Origin of the sequence: Erwinia piriflorinigrans CFBP 5888, from assembly GCF_001050515.1 — a bacterium.
Classification (GTDB): domain Bacteria; phylum Pseudomonadota; class Gammaproteobacteria; order Enterobacterales; family Enterobacteriaceae; genus Erwinia; species Erwinia piriflorinigrans.
In genome coordinates this window covers 117247-137211 of sequence record NZ_CAHS01000011.1, presented here as the reverse complement: position 1 = coordinate 137211, position 19965 = coordinate 117247, and the positions used below count along the sequence as shown (strand labels likewise).

Genomic DNA, 19965 nt, shown 5'->3' with positions numbered 1-19965 from the left:
GATAGCCAGCTTGCCCTTTCCTTGATGGATCCTTGCAGAGTCAGTACCCACGAAAGGAAGGGGCAGATAAACAAAATTACGATTTACATCCCTAATTAAGGTTTTTTCTCAAATAAGAAACGGACGGTATCAGCAAATTCTTTCGCATAATCACCGGGGCTGTTGCTGGCAATCGCTGCATTGTTGACGCGATATTTACCATATACATAGAATGAGGGCGTTGACGTGACGTTCAGCGTTTCGACTGCATCATACTGTTTCTTAACCAAAGCCTGAACAGGCAGGCTACGCCGCGTGTTTTCATATTGTCCGGCCTCGACGCCAATCGAGCTAAACACCTTCATGATATCAGCAACACTTTTAACAGAGTGCTCTTGCTGAATTTTCTCAAACAGCAGTTTTTCTACTTTGTCCTCAATACCAAGAACCATTGCCACTGACCATGCTTCAGTCAGTTCATGCCCCAAAGGCCCCATAAGACCAACATGATATTTAGTTAACTTGGTACCAGCGGGTAATTTTTCAGCGATTGTGTCAGTCACTTTGTAAGTGTGGGAAAACTGAAAACACGGCCCACAATAAAAAGAAAAGAACTCCACGACATCGGGCACTGTCGTTACAGGCTTGTCTTGCAGAAAGTAGCTGTCGTTCTCTTTATAATTAGCCGCATTAGTCAGGGAGGAGAACAGAGCAGAAATGCAGAAAAGAAACAGTAATGTATAACGATTTACTCGGGTTGACATAGGGCCTCTAAATAAAAGACAGGTTATCGGAACAGATGGTAAATGGGTTATGCGATTGTCAGGGCGCAATGCAGCAGCAAGTTCTTTGCCGTGAATAACCAGCCACGAGGGCGAGATTTTACACCAAAATCGGCACTGCACTCTTTTTTTACAAAACTTTGCTCTCAATGGTGACAACCTAAAATAAAAATCAAACAGCGGCATTCACTCAAACTCAAGCAGATTCCCCGGAATTCATCCCGGATATAACTCCCACTTTTTAACACAAAGCCTGAATAAAATCTAAAAAAATACTTATTACTATTGTTGAAAACATATTATTAATCATGTTAATTAATAACAATAAGGTTTTCTAAGAAAAACATTTAGCCGCCCCTTTATTTATTATTCAAAGGGAAAAACCAATCCGCCCGAATGCTGCTCGTGGAGAGTATCTTCTCTATGAAATAAGAATAATATATGGCCAGCACCATCTTTTCGGCAACCTCAGCCACAGGTCTTAGAACACGCCACGCTGTAAGAACAAATTTCATCCAACTTTGCAAGGAGTGCATGCGTACTTAAGACTTATACCAACTTAATAGTCCTGAGGAGTGAAATTATCTGGTGCCAGCTGCCGCGCAAGTGCCTGTCGGGCCGAGTTCACGGATGCAATCTTCTGGCAAATGAAGTCTTTGCTTTTGATGCCAGAGATTTCAACATGGTTTTTATATACAAAAGTGAAATCCTTGCCAGTTTTAGTTAGCGGCTTTGACACCAGCCGATACCCTAGCTTTGGTATAGTCTGGATCTTGTTTCTGCCAGAATCACCCAACATTTCTCGAAGAGCATAAATTATTTGTGTGATACATGGCCTTGAAATGTAAGAATGCGGCCAAATCTTTGCGGTTAAATCAGTATATGTCACGACGTCTGGATATGTAGAACATAACAAGAACAAAACCTCAGACTCTTTTTTTCTGATTGTTCTAACGCCATTTTTACATTTAACACGACGAATATAGGGGTTGAATTCAATCTCATCGATAAAGATATCTTTTTCAATATCCATGTAACATACTCCCTGAGAACTTAAATAGGATAAGACACACTAATATGACACTTATATTCTTGATAAGCCAGTCAGGGATCCGTTGATGGTCCTCTGACATTCATACATCTACCACAGATGTTGCTAACTAACAGATACTATCAGCCCCCTCCTTTCATAACTAATAAACATCTATTTTACATCAAAAAAATAAATCGTCAAAAAGAACACTGATTGATTACACCCAGAAACATCAAGATTTCCCGCAACCAGAACAGACACCTTTGCAAGGATTTCAGAACTCCATTTATTTCAACATCAACGAATATTTCTCAGTGCATTTCTCACCCGAGTAAATCCCGTTACTTTCGCTGGCAGTATGACTTTTAATACTATACACCCCCTATTTGTAGGAATATCGGGATGAGCACAGCAGCCAAAACTGAAGCGATTAAGAGCTTCTTCGACGATTTACCAGTCTTGCAATATAACCTACGGTAAGCCTATCAGATATTTTCGAATCGTTAATGACAACACCATATTCTTCAAGCCTTACCAGAAAGTCAATAATTTCAACGGAATCCATTCCCAGATCTTTAATCAAGCTGTAATTAGGGTCGATATCATTTGGAAGTATACCATTAACCTGGTAGAGGAGGTCGTTAACAATACGCAAAGATTTTTCAACTTCGCTTGAATCACTCACTTGTAACCTCGCAGGTATTTATCAACTTAGCTTCCACTTTATTCACGGGATTATTTTGGCCCTTTATTTATCAGCAAAAATGTCCCCACTAAACTGCCTGGTACTATCTTTAGATGGGATGGCGATCCGGTTAAATAGATCGAATGAGCGGACAGTGGTATGAATGCGGGGTGAGTTTCCTGAGTTTTTATGAGGTTGTTTTTTATTTTCATCTTGCTGTCGATGTTCGCTCACTACGACATTTCTCGCGCTTGGTTCGCTACTCGTTATCGGGGAAATATGTCTCCCAATTTTCTTCCCGGCTTTGGAACTATCGAGACGAATCATTTCTTCAAAATATTTAACCTTCTGGTTGAATAGTAATGTTCCACTTTCATCTGGCACCTTTTTCTCGGTAATATTATCCTCTTTTACAATGTCACTATAATCCGCGTAGCTGGCAGAAAAATCACTCCTCTTTCCGTCATGATCAGGTGATATTTGGGTTGGGTATTTTGTATTTTTATCATATTGCACTTCCAAACCGTCAAACGTATTTTCCACTGAAGGTGAAGAGAGCCTGAAGCCTTCTGAATTTATTACCAGCTCGGATTTTTCATCCCAGATCTTACGTCGGGCATGTTGCGAAACCGGGATAGCATTGACAATTTTTGCACTTCTACTTGAAGCCAGAGGCGGATTTTTCGGGATCTTACTTGAATCAATTTCAATTGAGTCTGACTTATCAGAATGCGGTTCGCACTCTGTGAGCGGCTTATTTGCCCATTCAGAGCCAGGTGATTTAGCCGCAAGGCGTAAATTGGGCTGTGCAGAAAAATGATGCTCTTGAATATCAGCAGAACCTGGCTGTTGGATTTGTGTAACATTTTTCAGAACTGGAAGAAAATGCTGTACTTTTTTAAGGCTGGTTGACTCATCTATCAATCCAATAATCTTCTCGATCATTTTTACTATCCGTTCATCTGACTTTACGGACGAAGCATCAGGCTGCCTCCCCTGTTGAGCAAGCAAAACATCACTCAGTTTTATTGCAATACTGGCAAGATCATGTTCAGGCGTATTTGGCATTGATGATGAATCGCCATTAATCATTGCATTAGATGATCCCCCTGCCAGGTGGATATTTATACCACGGGATTCAGTAACCTGCGCATCTGCCAGTTCTACCTTGTTTGGCTCAGCCGTGCGAGGTTCAGAGGCTGGCGAATCCTTATGATTTAGGGTCAGAAGGATCGATTTGCAGGCATCATTAAAAAAATCACCATATTGAGCTATATCATCAATGCTTGGATTAGTACTTAACAATTGCGATATACTGTAAGAGAACATGTTATGAGTGCCCAGTAAACTCTCTGAAAAAATGGTGTTATCATTTAGAGTATTGGCGTAAAATTTATGGTGCTCCTTCCAGGCAAGGCGGCACATTTCTAACAAATCGTTGATATGGCTATTTAGTGATTCCTGACCATGCCTGGCCAGCAGCCCTCTTAGTTTTTTTACAACATCCCGCTCTTTTTCATTATCTCCCCCTGCTTTAACCAGAGTCGTACATATTCCATCAAGAATTTTCTTATCATCATCAAGGTTTTTCTTATTACAATCCAGGATTTCCCTATCGGCATCCGGGACATCCTTGATATTTCTTTTTATTTCGTTAATATCATTTCTTTTTTTAATTTCAGTTGCGAGCATGCCCAGCAGGGATTTTATCGATCCCATATCTTCACTCATGCTGGCGCTGGCAAAATCTGGCGGAAGATCTTTTCTATACATTTCACTAATCAGTTTAGAAAATACGTCATTCTGAGATGGGAAGCGTATAAAAGAACCTAATGCAGTGACGACGTCAGGATAACTCGTAAAGTCATTAACTTTTTCAGAAGATTGCCTGAGCATCCGAGCGCAAAAACGGCAATTATTTACAGAGCTAACGAAACCAGTGAGTGGACTTTTTTTCTCTTCACTACTTTGAGCGCATCGCTCATTCAAATGAGAAACCTGATTTCTATTGATAGGTATTATATTTAACATTGCACTCCTTTTTTTCTTTAAAAGATATTATCTGGTGTTAATCAAGGAATAAAAATTACTCATTTTTTTATCCTTATTCGACCGCCAAATCCCCTGCGCTCATATTAATTGGGTTACTATTATTTAATTTATTCCAATTACCTGCCTGCACATCGAAGGGCTGTTCTGATTTTGGTATGTCTACGCGATAAAATATTATCGCCATCTCTGCGAAAAAAGTGGGCAAGATTATGTCAGTGATTTATACACATCTTTTGCACTTTCCCCCAGTGAGCTGATTACACCGCTCAATACTTTATTAAGGTTATCAAATGTGTTATTTGACTGAGTATAACGCTGTGCAAATGACTGCATATTATTCTGAAGAGCACTTCCTGCTGCGTTAAACGTGGCGAGCCATGCATGATAACTGACGGTTGAGATTTCGCCGCCACTTCCACCAGGATAAACATTATTTACCGTTTTATATTGTTCAAGGTTAAAACAAATTGCACCACGAGTATCGACATTGAAAGCTGGACTGAGAGTATTAACCATATTTTTCTTTTCTTCTTGTGACATAGCATCCCAATTTTTTACGCTGCCTAAATCGATGTCCTGAACATCTTTCATAAATTTCTCATAGCCCTTCTTCATCGTATTTTTATTAAAATCAACGCTATTAGCAACAGACCCAATGTGGACAGCATCAGACGAGGCTTTCTGTACATTTTCATTGAAGGATTGGTACATATCAGTGTATTTTTTCATCAAGTCAGCATAGAAATCGACGTAATCACTCTTGATGCTTGCTATCGCAGTACCGATTCTTGCCCATAATTCTGCATAGCTGGTAGAGGTAGTGAATTTGTCACTTCTACTCGATTCCTTAGCGATATTGATGAATAATTTACTGAGAGAGTCTTTAGTCTTTATATTGACATTACGCGTTTCAGCACGAATATTTTCCACAGCATTATCGACCTTCTCCTCCAGAGCTTTATACTTAGCTATGTTTAGTTTTTCCTTGCAAACCTGGAGAAGTTTTATTTCTTCAAATGAATTTTTTAAGCTCTGGTGATGCCCGTTCATTTTTCTTATTTCAAAAACATCATTCATCTTATCCAGCTCAGGAGCGGTGAAATCGCTATTGATTATTTGGCGCAAATCACAACCGGGTAATAATATTTTCTCAATGAGCTTATTATTAAATAAACCCGTTTGTTCAATCCTCATATCACTGGATGCTGGATTAGTATGGGCTTCCGTCACGGGATTATTTAGCGGTGCGAATTTTTCAGGTGGCAGATATGCCGTAGCAGTTTGTGCGTGAACGCAAAGAATATTGGCCATAATATTTTTCCGGGAAGATAGAAAGGCAGAGATGTTCTCTGCCATTTTTAACATTTGATTAGCGCATTCGTTCGGAGATTGAAGATGCAGCATTACCATTGTTATTCAACCACGTCTCAAACGCATGACTCAATGCAGTATTCGTTTCGGCAGATTTCTTACCCGTTTGTTGATGGATACTGGAAAGATCATTTTTGGCATTCTGATCAGCGCGCGCGAGATCGGCCTGCTTTGTCTCTTGAGCAGCTGCAACGTTGAATATTCCTTCAACGACCCCCTGACCTGCACGAATGCCCTGATTGGCTAACTCTGTCACCGCACGTATCTTCTGTGTCTTGTTCTGAATGATGGTGTGATCGTTACGAAGGTTGGAGACCTTTAACAAATGAGCATCTTGTGATTCTGATAAGGCTGCTTTAACCCGACTATCCAGCCGTTTTCCTTCACTCATCATGCTGTCTCCACTGCGCGCAATGGCATTCCGATGGTTATATACGTTCTTTTCTAGCTTTGCTGCGGGTTTAAGATTGCGGTTGATCGACGCTGAATCTTTAGCCAAAGCCTTGGTCATTTTTACCGTACTAACCCCCTGAGCGCTGATGCCCATGACGGCAGATGTGATCGCTCCTGATGAATTTTGTCTCGCTGCCTCAATGGTTTTGTTGCCGCCGCTCATTGCCGAATTAACTGCAAGCCGGTTAAATTTCGCTGCACTAATATTTGATTGTGCCTCCGAACGGCCAAATTCGACGGTAATTTTGTTATTGAGTTCAACTATTCTCATGTCACCTATAACATTTCTGAAGCCAGTCCCAGAAGCACCCACTGCTGTAATATCCGTGCCCCCATCTACAGCCGCGTGAGATCGAACAGGGATAGCCGATGAGCTGTTCTGTACTGCTGATTGTGAAGATATTTTAGAACTTTCCGTCGAGGTGTTATGTATTTGTGCATGACTGCAAAAAGAGGGCGAGGAAATCGCTAGCAAATTAGCGACATATTCTATTGCCCTGGCATCGGGGCCACGCACATTGTCAGCCATTTTCTGAATTTCAACGGTCTTTTCCACACTTATCTTTGCTGCGCCCCCATGAGGTGTGGATAAAATCGGGCCTGTATGCTGGCCAGTGATTACGCTCTGACCGTGACGGATGCCCTGCTTGCTCATCAAGCTATCCGCCAGCGTGGCGATGCCCTGTACTGTTCCCTCGCCCTTAACTTCGGCGCTCGAGTGTTTATCGTTAGATCTCATTGCTGGATGACAGATTTGCGCAGACGCAAAGGGAGCTAATGAAGTTGTCATACGGTTTAAAACTCCTTTATTAAAGAAAACTAAAAAATATACTTAGCCAGCCACCATGCTCATCTGCCTGGTAATATATTTTCCGGCCTGCGCTTGATTTTCAGCCACGGCCGACATGTTTTTGATAATGGAATTGACCGTTTCCATACGGTGCGTGAAGGTGTCGACGGCCCGGTTCATCATTTCATTAAGCAGATCTTGCATCGCCGCATCTTTCATCATATGTGCTTTTGATTTTGCAGCCTCAACCAGCATTTCCGCTGTGATGACACTGCTAATACCTTGAATAGTGGTATTGCCCATTGAGGCAATCGTTGAGGCCATCTGCGTGCGTGTGGCAATTTGGGCCATTTTATGTTCATCGATACTCAATGAACGTCCCATTCCTTGACTGACACGTTTGAAGACCTGGCCCAAAGTACTGTTCATTAATCGCTGCATGGCTTGTCTGGTAACTCGTCCGGAAACCTCTTTGGCTGATTCTTTGACCACATCACTCACAACATTTTGAGTGATATCTTTCGCCACCACTTTTTCCACCTGAACAGCCACATTTTTACTGACTTCCTCAGCCACATCAGAGCCAATTTTCTGCATAATCGAGCCGAAAACCTTACTCAGAGCACTGCCCGCAACCATCACTCCGGCAATCATGGCCGCAGCAGCAGCAATCGCGCCCATAATTTGCCCAATCGTTTCAGCACTCTCCTTATCGACACCAAATCCCTGGAGAATTTCGGCGTAAATAGCGGCCATGAACTCCATCATCGGTTTAACGATGTAATCCATCATCGGCTCCATGGCTTTGGCCATAAAAGAGAAACCATTGACGGCTTGGTTAATCTCGTCACCCACTGCCAATGCAAGTCCCACTGCCGCCAGCGCCAGTGATGCACCTCCGGTGAATGCTGCCGCAGTAAAACTGACTGCGGTAATCGCCCAGCCCAAAATCTTACCTACACAGCCCATCGTTTTTTGCATTTCTTCAGCTTTGCGAACCTGCTCCTCGTACTCCTGAACCTTCTTCTCGGCGTCTTTTGCAGCAGCTTCAGATAATTTCTGCTTTAGTTCGGCCGTTGCTTTAAGATCTTCACTTGAGCTTTGGTTTATCAGCTGCGACAACAGGGCCATCAGGAAAGTTAAACCTTTAGCCTGCGGATCTTGTTGTTTAATCTTTCCCTCAATCGCTCTAAACTGTTGCGCTGGGAGCGCGCGCACCAGCTCCTGAGCTTTCTGTTGCGTCATGGCCAGCGCCGCTTTGGCATCACTTTCCGCTTTCATCGCCGGGTTGAGATTCGCCTTAATATAGTGGCTATGATTTGCTACTGCGGTTGTCACATTGCCCTGTGCCTCTGCAACGGCAGCCTTAGCTACATCGATCTGCATTTGCAGCTCCGTTGATACCGGATCTTGCTGTGTGGCGGCGACTTCCAATCCATTTAAATAACGCTCGGCGTTTTTTAAGACATCATTGGCTGAAATGATATTTTTTTGCAGAACATCAACCTGTGCCAGGGCAGCTTTCAATGCATCAAAATCATTTGCCCACTGCATCCCCTCTTTTTCAAGCGCAGCCGACAGCTCTAAATAAGCAACACCCTGCCCATGCAACAGGGCGTTAAAAAAACTGACATTAGCCAGAATATTTTGCTGCGAAGCCTGTGTGCATAACTGCATCATTCTGCCCAGCAGCCCGGTCGCCCTGGCAGAACCATTCAGATCGCTCTCAGACTTTTTTTCAGCCTGTGGTTCTGTACTGCGTGGCGGTGCCAGCAGAGGCCGCTCCTGCTCAATAATAGTTTTCTCGCCCAGTCCACCTAACGCGCTACCCGTATTTTGCAATACTTCCAGTAATTGCTTTGGCTGAATAACCTGAAGTGCATTTCTGATATTGCCCAGCTGGAGATGTCCCTTTAATGCTGAATTAACGAAACGTCGCGTTTGGTTGCCGTATTTAATTAACTCTAGATTATTGTCTTCACGTCCACCTTTGAGATGGTCAAAGGTACCAATTTTATCTACCAGCAAATTCATGAATATTCCCCGTTTAACTTAACTGACAGAATCATCCGTCTGAGGATTATCAACTTCGTCTAGCGCAGACAGATAACTTTTAGATCTTTCATTTAATTGAGCATCGGTGCATTTATTAACAACAGTTTCAAAACATTTTCTAGCCTGTACAGCACGTCGTAACATCAAGTTGCACTGTCCGGCATAAAACATCGGCCGATAATCATCTTTTGACAAAGAGTAAGCCAAAGCGTAGAAGTCGATGGCTTTGGTATAATTTTTCTTTAGCTGATATACGGCAGCTAAACCCATCGCATACTCTGGATTGTAGAAATCATAGATACATAAGAATCTAAAAAGTGATTCGGCATCTTTTAACTTGCCCTTTATATAAAAATCGTAAGCCAGCTTATAGACATCGTCCATGGTTTCACTAGAGACACGGTGCACATCTTTCAATGTCGCCCCGTTCTGGATCGCATCAAGAAGGTCGCTGGAGTGTTCATCCAGTTCGCCATCACTGTTTAAAACATCGCCATCATTAATTAAATCAGATATATTTATCATTTCTGTTCTTACCTATCACATCATTAACAAAAAACGTATTAATGTCGTATCGACTTATTTACGGACGTAGATAAGACGAGCACATCATACTGTTCAGGAAAGGTACTAAAGACAATAAAACCGTAAATTACAGTTCAGAACGACTTTTCTTGCAGCTTATCGCCGCTCCAGTCTACGTTATCTTCCTAACGGAACTCCGATCTGTCATCCAATCCCTCGTCGGCCGCTTCAACCTGACGCAGCCAAATAAGGATATCCATGACTTCCATCAGCGTATCATCATGCAGTGAGATGAAGCTGTACTGGCTATAGGAGTGGTAAAGTCGACGGGTTAACGGAATATAACGCACAACGGGAATACCTATTTTTTCTGCATAAGCAATCGCCGCCTTTGCCTTTATATGGGTAGATCGCAACGCAATAAAAGGTAATGAAGCAACATCTGGATTGAAGTAGATAGCAATGGCGATATGCGTCGGGTTTGCCATAACAACTTCAGAATTTCTGATTGCGGCCATTTCCTCTCCCGAGAGGATTTCTTTATATGCCCAGCGCCTGGCCATTTTTATTTCAGGATCCCCATCACTCTCTTTATGGTCTTGCTTCACCTCATGCTTGTCCATTTTCATATCTTTAGAATGTAAAAAATATTCGACCGCAAAATCTAAGATAAGAACAAAAAAAGACCAGGCGATAAAAAGCATCACCGCTTTAAACGAAAGCGCAGCCCATACAAAAATTAGCTCATCGATGCCAGCATAATATATAGAAATAGCCCGATTCAGATCGTTATGAACCAAGCTATAACTGGTAAAACCAAAAACGACCAGGTAAAGGAGTGATTTAACAAATTCTTTTATGGTACGCATGCTGAATATTTTTTTGATGCCCTGAACAGGATTCAGCGCGTTAAAATTAGGCTTTATAGCTTCTGTGGCGAGGGTAAAACGAGTCTGGATTAACGTCATCGCAGCACCAACAATAATGCAAAAAGCAATAAATGGCAGCAATAAAATCGAGAACACCCGCATTAACTCGATCAGAAAATCATTCAAGCTCATTTTATTCCCTTCACGCAAAACCAAAGAATAAAACGAGGTGAAAACGTGGAAGTTCACGGCATTCGTCAGGTAATAAACCCCACTTAACAGTGTCACAGCAGTAATGAGATCCTTACTTTTAAATGTCTGACCTTTTTTAGCCGAATCTTTAAGACGCTTGTGGGTCGGTTTTTCTGTTTTTTCTGACATATTTCCTCCCTATCAGAAAAAAAAATCCTGAAAGGATAAAATAGAGAAAAGCTGCAAAGGCTTTTGCGAAACAGCCTGAAATCCGTAAAAAAGGAATACGGTGAAAGCGATAAAACTTTTAATGGTTAACGAGAGAGAAAAAGGGTTCAACTGAGGACAGAAACGGGCGAAAACACCGAGTAATATTTCGGCCACCATCATGACGATCAAAGTCGGCGCTGCGAGCATAATGCTGCCCTTCGCGAGCACCATCAATAAATTCCCTACTTCTGCCCAATGAAAATCAACTAAACTGCTGCCTCTAGGAAAAACCTGATAGCTCTGAACCAGTACTTCCATCAGTAAATGCATGCCGCCACTGGCAAAAAAAATGGCGCCAAAAGCAAAGTTTAGAAAACCCGATAATGTAGAGCTTTGTACCCCATTGACGGGATCAATACTATCACTGATGGTTGCACCTCGCTGATTATCCAGAAGTTCACCAAGGTCAATGACCATCCAGAAAGGAACACATAAGGTTATAGCCAGCATTAATCCTATGACGCTCTCCTTTACTAACAAGATAATCCACCCCTGTTCTGGATTCAGGACTTGTGCAAAGCTGGGCCACAAACCGATAATGATCAGTCCGATAATCGTGTTCTTAATGATTAAATTAGACAGAACACGCTCTCCCAGCACCGGCAATAAATAAAAAACAATGGCCAATCTTGCATAAGCCATCGCAAAGATCAGCACGCCGTGCTGGAAGTTTAAGTAAAGTGCAACAGACAGCATAAATTTACCGAATCAACGAAAGGCCATATAGAAAGCCTGGACCGCGAAACTCATCATTTCTGCAGAAAACCACTCAATCAACATAAATATACTGGCAAATACTGCCAGCATTTTTAAACCAAATGGAAGCGTTTGTTCCTGAATTTGCATTATTGTCTGGAAAAGACCCACAACAATACCCACGATTGTTGCAAGTGCAATAGGGACTGCTGTCAATTTAAGCACAATAATTAGCGCAGAATTACCAATAAATAAAACATTATTCATGACGTCATCAGATCGGCATATTGTGCGATCATTCCTTTAATCAGTAAGCTCCAGCCATTCATAGCCACAAATAGGATTAGTTTAATCGGGATTGATATTGTTACCGGGCTCATCATCATCATTCCTAACGCCAACAATATGCTGGATACCACCATATCAATGACCACAAATGGTACGTATAGGTAAAAAGCAATTTCAAAAGCGCTTTGTATTTCGCTGAGTGCATAGGCAGGCATTAACGTAATAAGTGAGAGAGAGCTTAATTCGTGATCCTGAACATCTGGCGCGGTCTCTCCTACCTGCTGTTGTTGTACTTTGTTAAAAAAACGGATCAATTCATGATCGGAATAACGCACAAGATAATCCCGGTAGCTTCCTAACCCTTGATCCATCAACTGGGTAACAGATGAACTACTGTTAAGATCAATATGGTTAGTTTCAATATAGCTTGAGATTTTCTGACATATTGGCATCATCACAAATGCGGTTAAGATGAGTGCAATTCCGTTCAGAGTTAACGTTGAAGGAACCTGTTGTATCCCCAACGCATTACGTACCATCACCATCACGATGGAAAATTTTATAAAACAGGTTCCACTGGCAATAAGAAAAGGCAACAGTGTAAAGAGGGAAAGTACTGCAATTAAAGAAATATCATTGCTCAACATCGGAATGGCCCGTTTCATCCACTGAACCAGGAGTGACCTGATTAATATCTACAGCCAATGAACCGTCCTCCATTGCGACCAACTCACCACATGCGAATCGTTTTCGATTCAGGTAAATCTGAATCTTTTTTTCTGCTCCTGGTTTAATGGGTAAAGCAAACCCAGGTCTGATGTCTTGCAACTGGGCCAAACTAACGGTCGTTTTATCCAGCACAAACTCTATATCGACAGGCAGCTTAGTCCAGTCAAGCACCACTTCCTCCTCCTGGCGATATATTTCATTATTTATTACCAACTGATTTCCCACTATAAACTCACTTTTTTCATGGTAACTTAGCCTAAATATTTTTTGATGCCCAACGGTTAAACACGGGGAAAAATCACTGATACGTAAAAGATCTCCCACAGCAATATCGATAAGTGAGGATAGCGGTAGCTGACTTTGCCCGAGCACGTAATGCAAGGTAAATGGAATCTGGGATGGTCTAATCACCGACTGAAGATGGGTTGAAGGGCCTTCAGGCCAGTCTAGACATAGCAGCGGACAGGGCTCGGAAGAGAGAGACAGCAATTTCTCTGGCAGAACCCCGACAGGCAAAATAACCCGCTGACTTTGCCAAATAACTCCCTCAACCAGAAAGCGCAGCTGCATCCCCTCCAACCAGCGCATCAGATAGCTCAATGGCACCTGCTGCCACGGAATACCCGGCAGATGGGCATCAATTTCCTCTAGCCAAGTATCGATATTCAAAAAGGCATTAGCTTCAGTTCCGTGATCACAAGTGAATAGCACTTGCAGGTAGCGTGCATTGGGTAATACAGACGTCATCTCACTTCCCGGATGCCGGCTAAGCATGAAGTCCAGATTAGTATCACCATGACCTTTTAAACGCAGGTGGCTACGTAAACTCACTCTTGTTCCTCTTCATGGCTACCAGTATGTTGCTCTGGCTCCTCCCTGCTATGCCAGGGTTGAACAATATCTGGCGTATATCCCACCAGATCTGCGGCCTGCCTGGAAAGTGCGTCGGCTGCTCGCGAATCGGAGGGATGCAAGATGAGAGTGCCATCGCGCCGGGCTTCAGCAGGAACAGAAACTTTTACCGAATGTTCACCTGACCAGCTTTTAAACGGGTATTTAAGATCCATTGACCTGCTTGCCGTATCGACCTTAACACCAGAATCCGATGGGGCTTTTTCTGGCAGGTGCTTTTGCAATGCATCGCGAAGTACTTGCGCATTTTCTTCACGCGAAGATGGCTCACCGCGCAGTGATGTCGCGATATCCACAGGTATCAGGTCAATATGTCTGACCTCTGCTGCATGTGAAGAGGATTTATCTGGCTGTTTGAGCTCCTGCTCAAGTGACGAAATAACGGTCTTAGTGGATTCAATATCTGACACAAGCACGTTAGTCTGGCTGAATATATTGATATCAAGCTCACCGCGACGTTTTTCGAGCGCAGCCTGATTAATCCCAATCAATTTCAATGCATTCATATCAACCGGCCCCCCATCTTTTTTTATTTCAGCATTGGAGGGTTGTTTCAGCTCGTGATGAGAGGACAAACCGGTGCTGGTAAGGGTTAAAATAGATTTTCTACGCTGTTGGTCGTTAAATGCCGCTTGAAAAACTTCATTGCTCAGTTGAAGTTTTTTTAAGGCAGACGTTTCTTTATGCTCCTTATCGGTTGGAGCGGTTCCTCCACCACAAAGAGAACGGGCACTCGATGGATATGAAATATAAGGTAAGGCTACCTCGCAGCCCTCAATTTCAGATCGATAACATTCTTCTTTCCTTTCTGAAATACGATCGAACAACCTGTCTTCCAATGCTGATATATCGATATCTGCTATGGGACTCACCAAATATTCAGAAATTTCTTTTACCATAGCTAACTATCTCCTGAATTTCATTTTCGGCATTGTTTTCTCTGCGAAGTAAGCGGTCACGACGCAACTGCTGTAAATAAAATGTCAGTTTGCAGTGCCTCTTATCCAGATTTTTTTTTGTAGTACGTAAGGTGTTAAGTTCCTGCTCATAGGTGAACCTCTCTTCTTCAAACTGGGTAATTTTTTGAATCACAATTTGCAAATGGGTTAATAAAGCCCCCTGCTTTCTTATCCCCTTATAGATATCATCTCTTCCAAGTACTCCAGAGGGAGTCAATAATTTTATCTGTTGATTGATAGAGGCATTTTCCTGTTGAAGCTGTAAAATTTGCGCTTTGACTTGAGTTAGCTGACTCTCTGTTCGGGCAATATTTCCCTGGAGCATTTCCTGACTGCGCTCAAGCATGCGTACAAACTCATGCCCCTTACGCCAGGCATTCACTCAAATTTTCCAGGCAAGTCGGCATATCAATTTTTTCATTCATTTTCTGTTTCAGAAAGTTCTCCATAGCATTTCTCTTATCAAACGCAGCATCGTTATCCTGATTTTCACCATGCTGGTATTCACCCAGATCGATAAAAAGTTGCATCTCGCTTTGTCGAATCAGACATTCACGAAAATGTGTAGCCAGTTGCTGGTGATGCGGGTTTGTGAACTGATGAAAAACACGACTCATACTTTGCAGCACATCAATCGCCGGATAATGCCCCTTAGCAGCCAGTTTTTTGCTCAGATAGATATGGCCATCTAAAATGGAACGAACCTCGTCACCGATAACGTCCGGCTCTTCTTCGTTTTCAATCAGCACAGTATAAAATGCACTGATCGATCCCGTCAGAAAACGTCCCGGTCGCTCCAGCAGCTTTGGTAAAGCTTCAAAAACCGAAGCGGGATATCCGCGTCGGGCAGGAAGTTCGCCCATGCTTAATGCAACATCACGCAATGCACGGGCATAACGGGTAACAGAGTCGATAAAAAGCATGACATTCTTACCTTGCCCACAGAAATATTCAGCAACAGTAGACGCCACCTGGGCGGCATTACACCGCTCAACGCACGATCTGTCCGAGGTTGCGTAGACCAACACGATCTGTGAGCGCCGTGAAGAGTGCCTTAGTTTCTCTACAAACTCCGTTACTTCACGCCCGCGCTCCCCTATCAGGCCTATGACGTAAATATCAGCCTCTGAGTGCTCAATAATCATGCTCATCAGGGATGTTTTGCCGCAGCCAGCTGTTGCAAATATCCCCATACGCTGCCCTTGTCCACAGGTTAAGAGTCCATCAATGGCCTTAATCCCTGTGGCTAATGTTATGGCGATGGGTTTGCGCTGGGTGAAGTCACGCGGAGTACCTGCGGTTTCAAGTTGTTCTCCGATGGTCGTTTCAGCAACAGGCGTGTCGTCCAATCGGCCTTTAATGGCACCTGTGCCATCAAGAATAGCCCCGAGCGTCTTTTCACCCACAACAACACGAAACGGTTTACCGGTCGGTATCAGCACGTTATCGCGAGAAAATCCCTTATTATCATTGAGTAAACTTAATAGCGTATGCTCTTTGTTAAATCCAATCACCTGTGCTAAACCCACCACTTCAGGATCCAGGAGAGATTTCTCAATTTCACAAATCTCCCCGATGCGCGTCCCCGGCAAGTGCGCCTCAACAACATTGCCCTGAATGCGTAATGGATGGGCGAGGTGAACAAAACATTGCGCGACCATTGAATAAGCTCCTTAATCAGGCGAGAACCGCGCGATATTCTTGAAGGAGAGTCAGGAAATGATCCAGCACCATTAGAAAGGTATCTGCTGACTCCAGGTGTTTTTCTCTTATTTGCGCTCGCAACTCAAGATCACCATCAACCGGATATAAGCAAGGCTGACCAGTATAGAAGACATCTTCATTATAATTTAGCATCACGGGAAACAGGTTAATGCTGCAGTAACTTAATGCTGAAAGATTGTATTCACAAATTTTCGCCCACACCCATACTTCGTCGTTTTCATTTTTTATGTAAATAGAGGGGATCTCATCTTTCATATTCAGAGTAATCGTTGAGTGGTTACTCAAACCCTGCTCCATAACCCCTGAAATCCCCGCATCTTCAAGCATATTTGACACTAACTCGACCAAGTCATATTTCATGTTGCATCTCATTATTTTCCAGAGAACCGATCACGTCCACATCTACCCCAGAAAAAATCTCACCGTAAGAAAGAACTTCCATTTCCGGATTGTTTCCCTCTGTGATTTTCTTTACGAATCGTCTTATATCCATTGATACCATCAAGACGATATCACGCGCATTAACACCATTTCGTTGAAGAAGTTCCTCAAGGCAATGATTTATACTTTCAATTTTCGGTGGTGGTAAATTTATAAAAGTACCTGATGAGGTTTGTCTTAGCGCACCACGAAATATATCTTCCATATCATGTGACATAACCAAAGCCCTTATACGGCCATGAGTTGAAAAGCGGCTAGATATATACCGTGACAATATGCCTCGAATGTGTTCGACGAGCATGATGGGATCTTTTTCTTTTGGAGCCCATTGCACCAACCCCTCCAGAACAAGCCGCATATTCCTGATCGAAATACGCTCTTGTAGAAGTCTTTGAAAAACTTCCGTAATACGTTGCACGGTGTTATTCCTGTAGCACTCCTTGAGCAAATCTGGATATTTCTTCTCAAGGTCATCAAGCAGCGTCTTAGCTTCCTGTATACCAAAAAATTCAGAAATATTGTGAACAAGCAGGGTAGAGATGCACGCGTAGAACTCATCTATTGCGTTTCTTGTAAAAAAACCGAGCTTATGTGCCTTTTCATTTCGCTCCTCTGGAAGCCAATAAACGTGACCCTGTGGGGTTTCAATAGTCTGAACGCTGGCATCAATAATTTGCAGTTCTTCACCTCGCATTAATACCTTACACATACCCGGAAAAACATCGTAAGATGCGACCTGAATTTCATTAATGGCAACCGCCAGCACGCCACGTTGAGCATCCTGTTCATAGTTGATTAAAAAGTCCGGTAGACGAACGCCATATTCAATAAAGAAATTACGCTTCAGTAACGATGTAAAGTTGTGCTGCTGAAAGTAGGATTCATATCCTTTCCAGGCGGTAATAATAAGTGGGATTGTTTCCGGAATATACTCACCATCAATAATGACAGGCTTGCTCTTTAAGACGGGAAGTTCTTCTTCCTCAAGGTTCTTATCTGCCAATTTGAGCATTTTTTTCTTGTCATCAAGTTTATGTTTTACGAACACCATAATAAGAGGTATTGCCAGCATGATAAAAACGAGTAAAGGAAAACCGGGCAGAAGTCCAAGTCCAATAGCAAGGATAGCGGCGATCGGTAAAATAGACTTGTTAGATAGCATATCCTGCAAAATTTTCGAACCCAAATTATTGTTATCACTGTTATTCACGCGGGTAACGATAAGGCCGCCGCTGATTGAGATCAGTAACGCCGGTATCTGGGCGACAAGAGCATCGCCAATAGTTAACAGCGTGAAGACCTCCATGGCACGAGTGACATCCATACCTTGCTGAAAAACGCCTACTAAGATCCCACCTATAAGATTAACAAAAATGATAATGATCCCAGCGATGGCATCACCTTTGATGAACTTCATCGCACCATCCAGCGCGCCGTACAGCTGACTTTCAGCCTCCAGATCGCTGCGGCGCCGCTTAACTTCTTTTTCATTAATCACGCCGGCTTTGAGATCAGCATCAATACTCATCTGCTTACCGGGCATGGCATCCAGAGAGAAGCGTGCGGCAACTTCAGCAATACGCTCTGACCCTTTAGTAATCACGATAAACTGAACAACTGTAACGATAAAGAAAATAACAAATCCCACAACCAGATTATCTGCAATAACGAACTCACCAAAGCTGGTAATGATTTCTCCAGCATCTGCATCAGTGAGTACCAGCCTGCTGGTGCTGATAGAAATGGCCAGCCTGAAAATTGTACTAATCAAAAGAATTGACGGAAACGTCGAGTAATCGAGAACTCGATTGATATAAAATGAGCCAAGGAAAATGATTAGCGCTATGGTCAAATTAAGCCCGATGAGAAAATCAACCACATAGGTTGGCAGTGGGATAATTAACATGACGACTATCATGATCATCATCACCAGAATAATAAATTCAGGCTTGGTTCTAATTTGCGAAATAAAGTTAGTTAGCATTATCATTTACACATTAAACGAATGAACTCTAATGGCATCATCTGCCTCTATATATAATATTCTTTCCAGACGCCCGTTTTTTTCTCTTTGTCAGATATTAAAAGCATCGTTGAAGACATGAAGTCCAGCACAATGTTTCTATAACCCGCATCGGCATATAAATAGTCAGGTGTCATATTAAACATATTCTTTAACATCTGAAGCACCGCTGCGCGCTGTCTTATGAGAAGATTTGACATAAAATCATCGCTGAATGCCTTTAAAGCTGATTTTAAGTTTTCGAAATCTGTCAAGGCGGTCATATAAAGCTTAACGATGTGTTCTTCATCAAGTGCCCGTTGCTGATTTTTCATCTGCTCCCTGAATGTAAAATCGGCAAAACTGTCCAACAGCGATCGGTCAAGAGTATTCAGCACACGCGCATCTAATAACTTGCTACTCAGAGGCCCGAATTCGGCGACTTGTATGCCCGGCTCATTTGCCTTCATATCCGCAACCAATGCTGACATGGTGAATGATAGCAACCGTTTACGGTTTTCACAGCCATACTCATCAATCCAGTCCTGATAAATAAATCCCGCAGAAACCTCTTGTTCAAGAAAGCGTAAATAGCTGCTGCGCAAACTCCTCGCTGAAAGTTTCTTAGTGCCCTTACCATTGCTAAAACGCTTTGCAAGACGCCCGATATTAATCCCCGAATTCAACTTTTGGAGGTCGGCAAATTTTTCCAATTCGGTAATTGATTCCCGAAGTTTATTTTTTTGCAACTCAGAAAGCTGACGATTAAAAAGTAATTCTCTTAGCGCAAGCATTAAATCACTATCATTAGGAAAAAGACTACGAGCAAAGTTAAGTAGACTTGAGATATCACGTAGCTTTGTCACCTGCTTTATCAGCGAATCTAATTTCTCATCTAATTTTTCTTCCAGAATAGATGAAGCAAAATCATCCTCTGTACTGTTATTCTTACGACCGGTTCGGCTAAATCGCCCAAAGACACTGAGAATATCGGCCATTTCGTCTGCCGCATTACCCAGCTCTTCGTGTAAATCAATATATTGAATATTTTCCGCGACATCGCCATCACTATGAGGGACGCGGCTATCCAGCCTTGCACGTTCAAAGTGATTAAAATCCATTAAACCCAGGGGACGTAGAGCCATTGTAATCTAAGT

19 protein-coding genes are annotated in these 19965 nt (G+C 42.6%); all 19 read right to left on the bottom strand.

The window, feature by feature from the left end; genetic code table 11:
• Positions 1 to 95 precede the first annotated feature (95 nt).
• Positions 96 to 743, bottom strand: a complete 648-nt coding sequence (locus EPIR_RS04210) for a DsbA family protein (RefSeq protein WP_023654065.1) — start codon at positions 741 to 743, stop codon at positions 96 to 98.
• Positions 744 to 1320: 577 nt separating this feature from the next.
• Positions 1321 to 1794, bottom strand: coding sequence for a winged helix-turn-helix domain-containing protein (locus EPIR_RS04205; protein ID WP_023654064.1), 474 nt, complete (start codon positions 1792 to 1794; stop codon positions 1321 to 1323).
• 430 nt (positions 1795 to 2224) lie between these two features.
• A complete protein-coding gene (locus EPIR_RS18020; protein ID WP_023654063.1) occupies positions 2225 to 2479 on the bottom strand; it encodes an acyl carrier protein in 255 nt (84 codons plus the stop codon).
• Between the two features lie 63 nt (positions 2480 to 2542).
• A complete protein-coding gene (locus EPIR_RS04200) occupies positions 2543 to 4510 on the bottom strand; it encodes a hypothetical protein (RefSeq protein ID WP_023654062.1) in 1968 nt (655 codons plus the stop codon).
• 228 nt (positions 4511 to 4738) lie between these two features.
• Positions 4739 to 5842 carry an IpaD/SipD/SspD family type III secretion system needle tip protein gene (locus tag EPIR_RS04195; protein WP_048696913.1) on the bottom strand — a complete coding sequence of 368 codons (1104 nt, stop codon included), beginning with the start codon at positions 5840 to 5842 and terminating at the stop codon, positions 4739 to 4741.
• Positions 5843 to 5900: 58 nt separating this feature from the next.
• Entirely contained in the window at positions 5901 to 7145 is a 1245-nt protein-coding gene (locus EPIR_RS04190) for a hypothetical protein (RefSeq protein WP_023654060.1), read from the bottom strand.
• A 42-nt stretch (positions 7146 to 7187) separates the two neighbouring features.
• Positions 7188 to 9179 (bottom strand): type III secretion system translocon subunit SseC family protein, encoded by a 1992-nt coding sequence (gene sctE / locus EPIR_RS04185; RefSeq protein WP_023654059.1) that lies wholly within the window; start codon positions 9177 to 9179, stop codon positions 7188 to 7190.
• Between the two features lie 18 nt (positions 9180 to 9197).
• Complete coding sequence (gene sicA / locus EPIR_RS04180) at positions 9198 to 9725, bottom strand: type III secretion system translocator chaperone SicA (protein WP_023654058.1); 528 nt, start codon at positions 9723 to 9725, stop codon at positions 9198 to 9200.
• Positions 9726 to 9910: 185 nt separating this feature from the next.
• Positions 9911 to 10975: an EscU/YscU/HrcU family type III secretion system export apparatus switch protein gene (locus tag EPIR_RS04175; RefSeq protein ID WP_023654057.1), complete on the bottom strand. Its 1065-nt coding sequence runs from the start codon at positions 10973 to 10975 to the stop codon at positions 9911 to 9913.
• A gap of 12 nt (positions 10976 to 10987) precedes the next feature.
• Positions 10988 to 11752, bottom strand: coding sequence for a type III secretion system export apparatus subunit SctT (gene sctT / locus EPIR_RS04170; protein ID WP_023654056.1), 765 nt, complete (start codon positions 11750 to 11752; stop codon positions 10988 to 10990).
• Positions 11753 to 11764: 12 nt separating this feature from the next.
• Complete coding sequence (sctS, locus tag EPIR_RS04165; RefSeq protein WP_023654055.1) at positions 11765 to 12019, bottom strand: type III secretion system export apparatus subunit SctS; 255 nt, start codon at positions 12017 to 12019, stop codon at positions 11765 to 11767.
• Positions 12016 to 12687 (bottom strand): EscR/YscR/HrcR family type III secretion system export apparatus protein, encoded by a 672-nt coding sequence (locus EPIR_RS04160; RefSeq protein WP_023654054.1) that lies wholly within the window; start codon positions 12685 to 12687, stop codon positions 12016 to 12018. The genes sctS and EPIR_RS04160 overlap by 4 nt, the downstream gene beginning before the upstream one ends.
• Positions 12674 to 13600, bottom strand: coding sequence for a FliM/FliN family flagellar motor switch protein (locus EPIR_RS04155; RefSeq protein WP_023654053.1), 927 nt, complete (start codon positions 13598 to 13600; stop codon positions 12674 to 12676). Before EPIR_RS04155 ends, EPIR_RS04160 begins: the two co-directional genes overlap by 14 nt.
• Positions 13597 to 14580, bottom strand: a complete 984-nt coding sequence (locus EPIR_RS04150; RefSeq protein WP_023654052.1) for a SpaN/EivJ family type III secretion system needle length determinant — start codon at positions 14578 to 14580, stop codon at positions 13597 to 13599. Before EPIR_RS04150 ends, EPIR_RS04155 begins: the two co-directional genes overlap by 4 nt.
• Entirely contained in the window at positions 14561 to 15022 is a 462-nt protein-coding gene (locus EPIR_RS04145; protein WP_048696910.1) for a hypothetical protein, read from the bottom strand. Before EPIR_RS04145 ends, EPIR_RS04150 begins: the two co-directional genes overlap by 20 nt.
• Entirely contained in the window at positions 15006 to 16301 is a 1296-nt protein-coding gene (sctN, locus tag EPIR_RS04140; protein WP_023654050.1) for a type III secretion system ATPase SctN, read from the bottom strand. The genes EPIR_RS04145 and sctN overlap by 17 nt, the downstream gene beginning before the upstream one ends.
• A 16-nt stretch (positions 16302 to 16317) precedes the next feature.
• The gene (locus tag EPIR_RS04135; RefSeq protein WP_048696907.1) at positions 16318 to 16725 is read right to left on the bottom strand and encodes an InvB/SpaK family type III secretion system chaperone; all 408 of its coding nucleotides are present in this window, start codon (positions 16723 to 16725) and stop codon (positions 16318 to 16320) included.
• On the bottom strand, positions 16715 to 18790 hold the full coding sequence (locus tag EPIR_RS04130) for an EscV/YscV/HrcV family type III secretion system export apparatus protein (RefSeq protein WP_048696923.1): 2076 nt from the start codon (positions 18788 to 18790) through the stop codon (positions 16715 to 16717). The genes EPIR_RS04135 and EPIR_RS04130 overlap by 11 nt, the downstream gene beginning before the upstream one ends.
• Before the next feature lie 47 nt (positions 18791 to 18837).
• The gene (gene sctW, locus EPIR_RS04125) at positions 18838 to 19953 is read right to left on the bottom strand and encodes a type III secretion system gatekeeper subunit SctW (protein ID WP_023654047.1); all 1116 of its coding nucleotides are present in this window, start codon (positions 19951 to 19953) and stop codon (positions 18838 to 18840) included.
• Positions 19954 to 19965 lie beyond the last annotated feature (12 nt).